11 protein-coding genes are annotated in these 11,767 nt (G+C 71.7%); 8 read left to right on the top strand and 3 right to left on the bottom strand.

Annotated elements, in window-relative coordinates; all coding sequences use genetic code 11:
• The first annotated feature begins 43 nt into the window (after nt 1–43).
• The gene (locus tag ACLQ3F_RS10925) at nt 44–526 is read left to right on the top strand and encodes a hemerythrin domain-containing protein (protein WP_425848402.1); all 483 of its coding nucleotides are present in this window, start codon (nt 44–46) and stop codon (nt 524–526) included.
• Here the strand turns inward: ACLQ3F_RS10925 and ACLQ3F_RS10920 are convergent.
• Nucleotides 523–918: a MerR family transcriptional regulator gene (locus tag ACLQ3F_RS10920; protein ID WP_425848400.1), complete on the bottom strand. Its 396-nt coding sequence runs from the start codon at nt 916–918 to the stop codon at nt 523–525. The two genes, ACLQ3F_RS10925 and ACLQ3F_RS10920, sit on opposite strands and share 4 nt — an antisense overlap.
• A 56-nt stretch (nt 919–974) precedes the next feature.
• Here ACLQ3F_RS10920 and ACLQ3F_RS10915 point away from each other — a divergent pair, with 56 nt between their 5' ends.
• Nucleotides 975–1,964 carry an aldo/keto reductase gene (locus tag ACLQ3F_RS10915; RefSeq protein ID WP_357259712.1) on the top strand — a complete coding sequence of 330 codons (990 nt, stop codon included), beginning with the start codon at nt 975–977 and terminating at the stop codon, nt 1,962–1,964.
• 186 nt (nt 1,965–2,150) lie between these two features.
• On the top strand, nt 2,151–3,050 hold the full coding sequence (locus ACLQ3F_RS10910) for a TIGR01777 family oxidoreductase (RefSeq protein ID WP_425848398.1): 900 nt from the start codon (nt 2,151–2,153) through the stop codon (nt 3,048–3,050).
• Nucleotides 3,051–3,140: 90 nt separating this feature from the next.
• Here the strand turns inward: ACLQ3F_RS10910 and ACLQ3F_RS10905 are convergent, their stop codons facing one another.
• Nucleotides 3,141–4,382, bottom strand: a complete 1,242-nt coding sequence (locus ACLQ3F_RS10905; protein WP_425848722.1) for an extracellular catalytic domain type 1 short-chain-length polyhydroxyalkanoate depolymerase — start codon at nt 4,380–4,382, stop codon at nt 3,141–3,143.
• Between the two features lie 212 nt (nt 4,383–4,594).
• On the opposite strand from ACLQ3F_RS10905, the gene ACLQ3F_RS10900 reads away from it, so the two are divergent.
• From ACLQ3F_RS10900 to ACLQ3F_RS10885, 4 genes are all read left to right on the top strand, one after another.
• Nucleotides 4,595–6,427, top strand: a complete 1,833-nt coding sequence (locus ACLQ3F_RS10900) for a DUF2079 domain-containing protein (protein WP_425848396.1) — start codon at nt 4,595–4,597, stop codon at nt 6,425–6,427.
• A gap of 57 nt (nt 6,428–6,484) precedes the next feature.
• Nucleotides 6,485–7,792 (top strand): hypothetical protein, encoded by a 1,308-nt coding sequence (locus ACLQ3F_RS10895; RefSeq protein ID WP_425848394.1) that lies wholly within the window; start codon nt 6,485–6,487, stop codon nt 7,790–7,792.
• Between the two features lie 86 nt (nt 7,793–7,878).
• A complete protein-coding gene (lipB, locus tag ACLQ3F_RS10890; protein WP_355007774.1) occupies nt 7,879–8,520 on the top strand; it encodes a lipoyl(octanoyl) transferase LipB in 642 nt (213 codons plus the stop codon).
• Nucleotides 8,521–8,567: 47 nt separating this feature from the next.
• Nucleotides 8,568–8,960: a VOC family protein gene (locus ACLQ3F_RS10885; RefSeq protein ID WP_357203667.1), complete on the top strand. Its 393-nt coding sequence runs from the start codon at nt 8,568–8,570 to the stop codon at nt 8,958–8,960.
• 49 nt (nt 8,961–9,009) lie between these two features.
• Here the strand turns inward: ACLQ3F_RS10885 and aspS are convergent, their stop codons facing one another.
• The gene (gene aspS, locus ACLQ3F_RS10880; RefSeq protein ID WP_357203670.1) at nt 9,010–10,296 is read right to left on the bottom strand and encodes an aspartate--tRNA(Asn) ligase; all 1,287 of its coding nucleotides are present in this window, start codon (nt 10,294–10,296) and stop codon (nt 9,010–9,012) included.
• Nucleotides 10,297–10,750: 454 nt separating this feature from the next.
• On the opposite strand from aspS, the gene lipA reads away from it, so the two are divergent.
• Nucleotides 10,751–11,746 (top strand): lipoyl synthase, encoded by a 996-nt coding sequence (gene lipA, locus ACLQ3F_RS10875; RefSeq protein WP_355007777.1) that lies wholly within the window; start codon nt 10,751–10,753, stop codon nt 11,744–11,746.
• Nucleotides 11,747–11,767: the final 21 nt, after the last annotated feature.

Here is an 11,767-nt window from a genome sequence, read left to right as displayed (position 1 = left end):
GCCGCCGTGGGCATGGAGGCGCGGGGACAGCATGGGACGACACGTGCACCCAACCAGTTCACCGGCCGGCCGGCTCGCCGCCGTCGGCAATCAGATGATCGAGATCCACCTCTGGCTCAGCGCGGAGCTGGCCCGACTGCAGTCAAGCCTCGACACCCCGTCGCGGGACCTGCGCGCGCACTGCCTCACCTTCTGCGCCGCGCTCGGCCGACACCACACCGGTGAGGACGCCGGCGCGTTCCGGCTGCTGGCCGAGGAGGCCCCCGAGCTGCGCCCGGTCATCGACAACCTGATCACCGATCACGAGGTGGTGGCGGGGATCCTGGAACGGGTCGAGGCACTGCTGGGCGGCGACGCGACGGTGCCGGTCGCCCAGGTACGCGCCGAGCTGGCCGGGCTCGCCGCCCTGCTGGAGTCGCACTTCCGCTACGAGGAGAAGCGGCTGGTCACCGCCCTGAACGCGCTCACCGGTCGACCCGGAACGACAGAGGACCTGCTCGGCCTGTCCGCGCCCGGTTCCCTCTAGCCGGCCTGCTCGGCCTCCGAGCCCGGGGCGACAGGGGATAGCCGCTCGTAGAAGCGGATCTTCTCCCGGAGGTGCTCGTACTGGCGCTGGAGCAGGCCCATCTGCTCCTCGACCCGCACCGCGTGGTGTCGCAGCAGCTCACAGCGCTCGTCGACGGTGTGGTCACCCTCGCGGGCCAGGTGCGCGTAGCGGCGCATCTGCGCGATCGGCATCCCGGTGTCGCGCAGGCACCGGAACAGTTCCAACCAGCCGAGGTCGTCGTCGGTGAAGACCCGCTGACCACCGGCCGTCCGCTCCACGTCGGCGAGCAGGCCGATCTTCTCGTAGTACCGCAGGGTGTCCAGGCTGAAGCCGCTGCGGCGGGCGGCCTCCGATGGGGCGTAACCGCTCATGCCGCGAGATTTTAATGCTTGACCTGGAGCGCGCTCCAGGTTGGAGGGTGGAGCGCATGACGATGACACGAACGCTGGGACGCAGCGGCATCGAGGTGAGCGCGATCGGGATGGGGTGCTGGGCCATCGGTGGCCCGCTCTGGGGTGACGGTGGGCAGCCGTTCGGCTGGGGAGAGGTCGACGACGACGAGTCCATCCGCACCATCCACCGCGCACTCGACCTGGGGGTCACCCTGTTCGACACGGCCAGCAACTACGGCGCCGGCCACAGCGAGCGGGTCCTCGGCCGGGCCCTTTCCGGCCGCCGGGACGACGTGGTGATCGCCACGAAGTTCGGCAACGTCAGCGAGGAGAGCACCCGGCGGGCGCTCGGCACCGACGCCAGCCCGGCCTTCGCGGTGCGCAGCCTGGAAGACTCGCTTCGCAGGCTCGGCACCGACCACGTCGACCTCTACCAACTGCACCTCAACGATCTGCCGGTGCCCGCCGCGCTCGATCTGGTCGACACCCTGGAGGCCCTGGTCGACCAGGGCAAGATCCGGGCGTACGGCTGGAGCACCGACGATGCCGCCTCGGCGGAGGCGTTCGCGGCCGCCGGCCCGCACTGCGCCGCGATCCAGCACGACGAGTCGGTGCTGCGCGACAACGCGGCGGTGCTGGCGGTCTGCGACAAGCACGACCTGGCCAGCCTCAACCGCGGCCCGCTCGCGATGGGGCTGCTCACCGGGTCGACCCGGGCGGTCGGGGCGGACGATGTGCGCGGGCGGGCACCGGAGTGGCTGGAATGGTTCACCGACGGCCGGCCGACGCCACGCTGGGCGGCCCGGGTCGACCAGGTCCGCGCGGCGCTCACCGCCGACGGTCGCACCCTGGCCCAGGGCGCGCTGGGCTGGCTGCTGGCGCGCAGCCCCCGTACCGTGCCGATCCCCGGCCTGCGCACGGTCGCCCAGGCCGACGAGAACCTCTCCACCCTGGAGCTGGGCCCCCTGAGCCCCGAGTCCTACTCCGAGGTGGAGCGCCTCCTAACCGACCTCCGCACCCCCTAACGCGCCCCCCGCCCCCGCCCCGGCCTCGCTCCCGCCCTCACCCTCACCCTCGCCCCGTCGATCTTGCACTTTCTGTGCCGATAAAAGTGCGTAGCAGGGCAGAACGACGACCGAAAGTGCAAGATCGGCGAGGGGTGGGGGGCTGCAGATGCGTCCGGGGGCGGGGGTTTGGACGAAGATGGGGGTATGCGGATCCTTCTGGCCGGCGCGTCCGGCTTCCTTGGCACCCGGCTGGCCGACCTGCTCGTCCGCGACGGACACGAGGTCACCCGGCTGGTCCGTCGAGCGCCGGGCGGGCCGCAGGATCGGCGCTGGGACCCGGCCGCCGGGCAACTCGACCCGGCCGTGGTCGCCGAGGCCGACGCCGTGGTCAACCTGGCCGGCGCGGGCGTCGGCGACAAACGCTGGAACGACGACTACCGGCGGTTGATCCGCACCAGCCGGGTGGACACCACCACCACGCTGGCGACCACAATCGCCGGGCTGCCCGCCACGGGCCGACCCCGGGTGCTGCTCAACTCGTCCGCCGTCGGCTGGTACGGCAACACGGGCGACCGGGCGGTCGAGGAGGACGCCCCGGCCGGCGAAGGTTTCCTGGCCGACGTCTGCCGGGTGTGGGAGGCCGCGACCCGTCCGGCCGAGGACGCCGGCGTACGCGTGGTCCGGCTGCGTACCGGCCTGCCGCTGCACCGCGATGGCGGCCTGCTCAAGCCGCAGTTGCTGCCGTTCAAGCTCGGCATCGCCGGCCGGTTGGGCAGTGGCCGGCAGTGGCTGCCGTGGATCTCGATGGCCGACTGGCTGGACGCTGTCCGCTTCCTGCTCGACAGCGACGACATCGCCGGCCCGGTCAACGTGGTGGGGCCGAACCCGGTCACCAACGCGGAGTTCACCCGCGAGCTGGCCCGGCAACTGCACCGGCCGGCGGTGATCCCGATTCCCGCGCTGGCGCTCAAGGTGGCCCTCGGCGGCTTCTCCCACGAGGCCCTCACCAGCACCCGGGTCCTCCCCGGAGTCCTGACCAGAGCCGCCTACCCCTACCAGCACCCCACTCTCGACACTGCCCTGAAAGCAGCCCTGACCCCCTAACCCGACCGCAATGTTGATCAAGAGGTTTGCGTCAGGATCCGGCTTCCGGATGACGCAAACCTCTTGATCAACGAAGGCGGGCGGGTGGGGTCAGCAGCCGATCACCCAGTAGTTGGGGGCGGTCTGCTTGAGGGTGCTGGCGTAGAACGTGTTGTAGAGGCCCATCCGCTGGTTGGAGCCGTTGGCGTAGGCGTAGCCGCCGGACTGGTACGCCCGACCGGCCGCCACGTGCGCGTAGTTGCTGGCCGTCACGCAGGTCGGCGGCGTGGTCGGGGTGGCCGTCGGGGTCGGCGTGGGCGTGGCGGTCGGCGTCGGCGTGGGGGTGGCCGTCGGGGTCGGGGTCGGGTTGGTCCCGCCGCCGTTCAGACCGAAGAAGAGCGCGTCACGGTACGTCGAGCAGATGGTGTCCAGGAAGTACGCGGCCGCGGTGCCGCACTGCTCGGCCGCCGAGCCCGGGTCGACCGGGGTGCCGTGGCCCATTCCGGAGATCCGGTAGAGGCGTACGTCGTCGTTGCCGTACACCTCCAGGCTGGTGTTGCCGGGCAGCGACGAGGTGCTGGTCGGGGTCTGCGACACGCCTCGCACGTTGGTCCACTGGTCGCGGGACTCGGTGCCGTTGAGCGGGGTGACCGTGGTGTCCGAGGTGCCGTGCCAGATCGCCACCCGGGGCCGCGGGCCGGTGTAACCGGAGTACGCGCCCCGCACCAGGTCGCCCCACGCGGCCGGGGTCTTGTCCGCACCCGGGTTCATGCAGCTGAACGCGTTGACCATGCTGGTGGCGCAGCGGTACGGGATGCCCGCGATGATCGATCCGGCGGCGAAGACGTCCGGGTAGGTGGCGAGCATGACCGCGCTCATCGCCCCGCCCGCGGAGAGCCCGCTGACGTAGACCCGGGAGCCGTTCACCCCGTAGTTCGTCTTGGCGTGGTCGACCATCTGCTTGATCGACAGCGCCTCACCCTGGCCTCGGGTGGTGTCTCCGGCCTCGAAGAAGTTGAAGCAGGAGTTGGCGTTGTTGCCGGACGGCTGCTGGGCGACGATCAGGGCGAACTTCCACTGGTCGGCGTACTTCTGCCAGCCGGAGTTGGCGAAGTAGCCGGAGGCGTTCTGGGTGCACCCGTGCAGGAGGACGACCGCCGGGGAGTTGGCCGGCAGGTTGTCCGGCCGGTAGGCGTACATGGCGAGGTTGCCGGGGTTGGAGCCGAACCCGGTGACCTGGGTGAGGGTGGCGGCCTGGGCGGGTGCGGCGACGGCGACCGCGCCCGTGACGGCGAGGGCGAGCCCGGCGACCGCACCGAGCAGCCTGGTGAGGGTGGACGAGGAGCGGCGCACGGCGGCCTCCTGGAAGGGGCGGACTGTGAACTGGGTCACTGTCGAGTTGCCGAGACGTTACGACGATGTGTCGCCGCTATGACATGGGGCCGACTCACACATTCACGACGGACGCTGTGTACGCCGAACCCCGCCCGCCGACGCCGTACCGGAACCGACGACAACCGCCGGTCTGACCGGACCGTCCAGGTCCGGTTGGTAACGTCCGCTGCGTGCCGTCCTCCCCGTCGCTGGCCACCGGGCCCGCCCCCGCGTCACCGCAGCGCACCGTCCGGGACCGCCGGGCCGACCTGATCGTCGTGCTGGTGGCGCTCGCGCTCGCCGTCTGGGTGACCAGTGGGCTGTGGCGGGACCCGAACACCCGGACCATCACCGTCAACTCCAGCGACCAGGCGCTCTTCGAGTGGCTGCTGGCCTTCGGCGGGCACGCGGTGACCCACTGGGACAACCCGCTCTTCACGTACCTGATCAACGTCCCGGACGGCGTGAACCTCGCGGTCAACACCTCGATCACTGTGTACGCGGTGGTCTTCGCCCCCCTCACGTACCTGATCGGGCCACCGGCGACGTTCCTGGTGATCCTCACCCTGAACCTGCTCGCCACCGCGCTGGTCTGGTACTGGCTGCTCTCCCGGCACCTGGTCCGCAGCCGGCTGGCCGCCGGGGTCGGCGCCCTGTTCATCGCCTACTCCCCCGGCATGGTGTCGCACGCCAACGCGCACCTGAACTGGACCGCCGGTTGGCTGGTGCCGCTGTTGATCTGGCGGCTGTTCGCGCTACGCCGCGCCGGGCACTGGCTTCGGGACGGGGTGATCCTCGGCGTGCTGGTGGCGGTGGCCTTCTCGATCGCCGCCGAAGGGCTCTTCTTCACCGCGCTGGCGCTGGGGGTGTTCGTCGCCATCTGGGCGCTGCACCCGGCCAACCGGGCGGAGGCCCGTGCCGTGCTGCCCAATTTCGTACGCGGGCTCGGGGTGACCGCCGTGGTTGCCGGCGTGCTGCTGTCGTACCCCCTGTGGTTGCACTTCGCCGGGCCGCAGCGGTTCCACGGCACCGGCTTCGACCCGGCGATCCACTCCGAGGACATCGCGGCGTTCGCCGCCTTCCCACGCCGCTCGCTGGCCGGCGAGGCCGGGTTGGGCACCTCGTTGGCGCCGAACCCGACCGAGGAGAACTCCTTCTTCGGCATTCCGCTGCTGGTGCTCACCGTGGTCTGTTTCGTCCTGCTCTGGCGGCGGGCCGACCCGAGCCGCCGGGCCACCCTCTGGGCGCTGGGCGTTCTGGCGCTGATCTTCTCGGTGCTCTCCTTCGGCCCGATCGCCAAGGTCGACGGGCGACGCACCGACCTCCCCATGCCGTTCGACCTGCTCGGACAACTGCCGGTGGTGAACGCCGCGCTGCCCGCCCGTCTGGCGCTGGTGGTCGCGCCGGTGATCGGGCTGGTGCTGGCGTACACCGTCGACCAGTTGCGCGCCGCGCCACCCCGGTACCGCCCCACGGAGCTGGCCTGGGTGCTCGGCTTCGCGGCGGCCCTGGTGCCGCTGCTGCCCACCCCGCTGCTGACCGACGAGCGGGAGCCGATCCCGCGGTTCATCACCTCCGGCACCTGGAAGGACTACGTCTCGCCGGACGGGGTGCTGACCCCGGTGCCGCTGACCGTGGACATCTACCCGGACGGTCAGCGGTGGCAGGCGTACGCGCTGTCGCACCGGCAGGGCGAGTTCGAGATCCCCGGCGGCTTTTTTCTCGGCCCCGGTGGGCCGGACGGGCGGGGCCGGATCGGCCCGGTGCCGCGCACGTTGAGCGCGTTGATGGACCAGGCCGGCCGCACGGGGCTGGTGCCGATCGTTACCGACGGGACCATCCGGGAGGTCCAAGCGGACCTGCGGCACTGGCGGATCGAGACGGTGGTGCTCGCCGACCAGGTGCACGGCGCGAAGTTCGAGGTCGACGAGGAGGCGCTGCTGCGTACCGCCACCGCCCTGTTCGGCGAGCCGCAACGGGTCGACGACGTCTGGCTCTGGCGCATCCCGCCCACCGATCGGTAGTCCGCGACGCGGCCGGTCGGGGCATCGCGACCGGCCGTCATCGCGTCTAATGGGCCGATGGAATCGACCGGCGGGCGACTGCGGCGTGCCACCATTGTCGGGCTCGCGCTGGGGCTCGTCGCGCTCAGCGCGCCAGCGGCCACGGCCGCTGACAGCCCCGCCACGGCCGCGAGCAGCGCTCTCACCGACAGCACGGCCGGCGGAGGCGCTGTCACCGACAGCACGGCCGGGGTGGTGCCGAGCCGGGTGCGCGATCCGTGGCTGTGGCAAGCCACAGTGGGGCAACGCCCGGCCGGTCCGGCCGCGTTGGTGTTCTTCACCGACCGCACCCGCTATTTCGAGTCGACAGGCGTGCTTGTCGCCCGGGACGGCGCCTACAGGCTCATCCCGATCGGCATGGCGGAGGGGCACGGGCTGCTCTCCCCCGACGGGCGCCACTACCTGCGGCCGCAGACCGGCGAGCTGCTGGACCTCACCACCGGCCGGCAGCGCCGCACAGTGAAACCCGGGCTGCACCCGTTCGCCTGGTCACCGGATGGGCGACGCGTGCTCGGCACCCGAAACAACGACGATCACGTCATCAGCTACGGGCCGGACAACCAGCAGCTCAACGATCCGGAGAAGCCCGACGACCTGCTCGTCGTCGACCCGTACCAGGGCACCGAGCAGGTGGTCGCGGCCGGCACCTTCGCCGCCCACAACGAGGCGGCGTGGTCACCCCGTGGCGACCTGCTGGCGGTCACCGGCTCGCCGGACGTGCCTGCCCGGCTCGCCGAGCGCCAGCGACTTGTGGTCCTGGACCCGACCGGCGGCGGTCCTCGCTGGCAGGTCGACCTGGGCGACCGGCGGATGCTGGCCGGCCCCGCCGCCTGGCATCCCGACGGCCGGCGGCTCGCGCTGCTCGCCTTCGACGGCTGCGCCGGGCCCAGGTGCACGTCCGAGCAGCTGGCGGCGCGCAGCTGGCGAATCGAGTTCCTGGACACGGCCACCGGCCAAGCCGTCGGCAAGGCCCTGCCGGCCGGCACCTCGGTCAGCGGGATCGTCGGCTGGCGCGGCGACGACCCGCTCCTGCGGTATGTCAACAGAACGGAGGCGGACACGGACCGGCAGGCCACTCTCGCCGCGCTGTCGCCCGACGGCGGTCGCGAGGTGCTGGTGACCACGCCGGTCGGGTCGACCGACCTGATGGTGCCGGGCGACCTGCTGACCCGGGCCGCGTTCGGTGGGTCAGAGCCCCGGCCGTCACCGTTCGCCGCCCCGCTCTGGGTCTACCTGACGCTGGCCGTGCCGACGCTGCTCGTGATCGCTCTCATCGTCCGCCGGATCTGCCGCCACCGCGCTGCGACGGGCCCTGCTCCGGCGTGACAACGAGCCGCCGAGCGGCACCGACGTGGTCCTCGTGAGGGGGCTCACCAGGGATGATCGCCCCGGACGGGACTAGGCTGGTTGCCGTGACAACGACGACCCCCGGCCTGACGGCCGTCCGTGCCGGTCTGCTCGATTACCAGGCCGCCTGGGACGAGCAGCGGAGCCTGCACGAGTCGGTGGTGGCTGGCGAGCGCGGCGACACAGTGCTGCTGCTGGAGCACCCGAGCGTCTACACAGCGGGCAAGCGCACCGAACCGTGGGACCGGCCCATGGACGGCACCCCGGTCGTCGACGTGGACCGTGGCGGCAAGATCACTTGGCATGGGCCGGGGCAGCTCGTCGGTTACCCGATCCTGCGCCTGCCCGACCCGGTGGACGTGGTCGCCTACGTGCGCCGGACCGAAGAGCTGCTCATCGACGTGTGCGCGGAGTTCGGGTTGACCGCCGGCCGGGTCGAGGGGCGCAGCGGGGTCTGGGTGCCCGAGGACGACAGGGGGCCGGCCCGCAAGGTGGCGGCCATCGGCATCCGGGTGGCGCGGGGCGTCACCCTGCACGGCTTCTCGATCAACTGCGACTGCGACCTGACGTACTTCGACCGGATCGTGCCGTGTGGCATCCGGGACGCTGGCGTCACCTCGCTCACCGCCGAGCTTGGTCGGCCGATCAGCGTCGCGGACGTGCTGCCGGTGGTCGAGCGCCGGCTCTCCACCCTTGTCACGATCTGAGAGTCGGCCGCGCGTCGGGTGACCGACGGGCGGCTTACCCTCGGTTGGTGCAGATTGATCTCGTCACCGTCGTCGTCACCGAGTACGACCCGGCCATCGCCTTCTTCACCGGGGTGCTCGGCTTCGAGCTGGCCGAGGACGCCCCGTCGCTGACCAATGACGGGCGGCCGAAGCGTTGGGTGGTGGTCCGTCCGCCGGGCGGCGGAACCGGCTTGCTGCTGGCCCGTGCCGACGGCGAGCGGCAGGAGGCCGCGGTGGGCGACCAGACCCACGGCCGGGTGGGTTTCTTCCTTCAGGTCGACGACTTCGACGCCACCTACCGCCGGATGGTCGAGGAGCGCGTCGAGTTCGTCAAACCGCCGCGCACCGAACCGTACGGCCGGGTCGCCGTCTTCCGCGACGTCGCCGGCAACCTCTGGGACCTCCTCGGCCCCGCCTGAGCCGCTGCCGGCCCGCTCCACGGATCGAGTGGGCCGGCAGGGCTCCCACCTACGGGGTCAGGCGATGCAGGTCACGGGGGAACGCGGTGACCTCGCGGACGTTCGCCGCGCCGACCAGCCGGGCCACGAACCGTTCCAGGCCGATGGCGAAGCCACCGTGCGGCGGCATGCCGTGCCGGAACGCGTCCAGGTAGCCGACGTACGGCTCGACCGGCTCACCCCGGGCCGCCAACGCCGCCAGGTAGTCGGCGTGCCGGTGCAACCGCTGCCCGCCGGTGACCAGCTCCAGACCCCGAAACAGCAGGTCAAAACCGTTCGAGTACGCGGGCCGCGCCGGGTCCGGGTGGGTGTAGAAGGGTCGCTTCGCCATCGGGTAGCCGGTGACGAAGAGGAAGTCCGACCCGTGTTCGCGCCGGGCCCACTCCCCCAGCGCCCGTTCGTGGGCGGGCGCGAGGTCCGGCTCGTCGGCGGGCGCCCCGGCGATCGTCAGCGCCTCGGTGAAGTGCACCGCCGGGATCTCCGCCGGCACCTGCGGCGGCGTGACGCCGAGCGTCGCCAGCGCGCCGGCGGCCCGCTCGTCCACGGTCCCGAGCATCCCGGCCACCGTGTCGCGCAGCACGCGCATCACGTCCCGGTGGTCGGCGACGAAGCCCAGCTCCGCGTCGAGCGACGTGTACTGCGCGAGGTGCCGGACCGTGTCGTGCGGTTCGGCCCGGAAGACCGGCCCCACCTCGTAGACACGTTCGAAGACGCCGACCATCAACTGCTTGTAGAACTGCGGTGACTGGGCCAGGTAGGCGGGTCGACCGAACCAGTCCAGCGCGAACACGTTCGCACCGCTCTCGGTGCTGGAACTGACCACCTTCGGCGTGTGGACCTCCACGAAGTCCTGAGCGTCGAGTGCGGCCCGGAAGCCGGCCACCGCGGCCGCCGAGATCCGCAGGGCGGCCGAACGGGTGGGGTGCCGCAGCGCGGTGGGCGCGTTGTCGAGCTGGGTGGGCAGGCTCGCGGTGAGTGCCGGCCGGTACAGGTCGAACGGCGGCGGCTCGGCGGGCGACCCGAGGAGACGTACCGTCGGGTCGGTCAGCTCCACCCCGGCGGGCGCCGTGCCGTTCGCGGTGGCCGTCGCGGTGACCTCAACGACCGTCTCCTCGGTGAGTTTCTCCAGCTCGGCGCGGACGGCCGGGTCGGTGACGACCACCTGGGCCAGGCCGGTGGCGTCCCGCACGATCAGGAAGGCCACCGACTTGAGCAGTCGGCGGCGGTGCACCCAGCCGGCGATCCGCACTGTCGTGCCGATCCTGGCGGGCAGTTGCTGGGACAGGGTTCGTTGCATGGCGGGCTGCTCCTCGGTCGATCGCCACGCCGTCGCCGCCCCGGGGTGGCGAAAGCGTCGCATCAGCCCCAGGGAGGTGTGGGCGAGCGGGAACCTCGCGGTGCCACCACACCTTCGCCCCCGCCGGAGCGGGGGCCTCGTTCGTCGCCTGATGACCGGGGCCAGCCGGGCGGGCTCTACTGGGCGCGGGGGGACCCGCGGCCGTTCTTCCCGCAGCTCGGGAGGGTCTTCGCGCCCCGGCGCCAGACCGCCTCTCAGCACCGGCGGCTCTCTGCACTGGCGGGTCGGGGGCTACTCGGCTCCGTCGTCGCTGTTGGCGGTGACCGTAGCACCCGAATCCCGCTCGTGTGACGCACATTTTCGACACCCCGGTGTCCGGCGTCACAACGTTCGGGGCGTGACGCCGGTCGCCTGACGCACATAGACACCTGCCGTCCGGCGTAGGCTCATTTTCGTGACGATCGAGCACTCCGCGCCGACGACCGGCCAGGCAGCGCGCACCGCAACGGCCGCCCCCGAGGGGCGGCGTCTGCTGCGGATCGAGGCGCGTAATGCCGAGACGCCGATCGAGCGCAAACCGCCATGGATCAAGGTCAAGGCCAAGATGGGCCCGGAGTACACCCAGTTGCGCGGGCTCGTCTCGCGCGAAGGGCTGCACACCGTCTGCCAGGAGGCCGGCTGCCCCAACATCTACGAATGTTGGGAAGACCGGGAGGCCACCTTCCTCATCGGTGGTGACCAGTGCACCCGGCGCTGCGACTTCTGCCAGATCGACACCGGCAAGCCGGCCGAGTTCGACGCCGACGAGCCGCGTCGCGTCGCCGAGTCGGTGGTCTCGATGGGGCTGCGTTACGCCACCATCACCGGTGTCGCCCGTGACGACCTGCCCGACGGCGGTGCCTGGCTGTACGCCGAGACCGTCCGACAGATCCACGCCCTTCAGCCCGGCTGCGGCGTCGAGCTGCTGATCCCGGACTTCAACGCCGTCCCCGAGCAGTTGGCCGAGGTCTTCAGCTCCCGTCCCGAGGTGCTGGCCCACAACGTGGAGACGGTGCCGCGCATCTTCAAGCGCATCCGGCCGGCGTTCCGCTACGACCGCTCGCTGGACGTGATCCGGCAGGCCCGCGCCGACGGCCTGGTCACCAAGAGCAACCTGATCCTGGGCATGGGCGAGGAGCGGGCCGAGGTTTCGCAGGCGCTGCGTGACCTGCACGAGTCCGGCTGCGAGCTGATCACCATCACCCAGTACCTGCGCCCCTCGCCCCGGCACCACCCGGTGACCCGCTGGGTCAAGCCGGAGGAGTTCGTGGAGCTGCGCGAGGAGGCCGAGGAGATCGGCTTCGCCGGGGTGATGAGCGGGCCGCTGGTGCGTTCGTCGTACCGGGCCGGCCGGCTCTACAAGCAGGCCATCGACGCCCGCGCCGCCGCCTCGGTCGCCACCGCCAGCTGACTCCGCCGGCAGCGCCGCACG

Source organism: Micromonospora sp. DT15 (assembly GCF_049841475.1).
In the GTDB taxonomy this organism is placed as follows: Bacteria; Actinomycetota; Actinomycetes; order Mycobacteriales; family Micromonosporaceae; genus Micromonospora.
The sequence above is the reverse complement of the archived record's forward strand: the minus strand, read 5'-3'. Positions and strand labels throughout refer to the sequence as shown.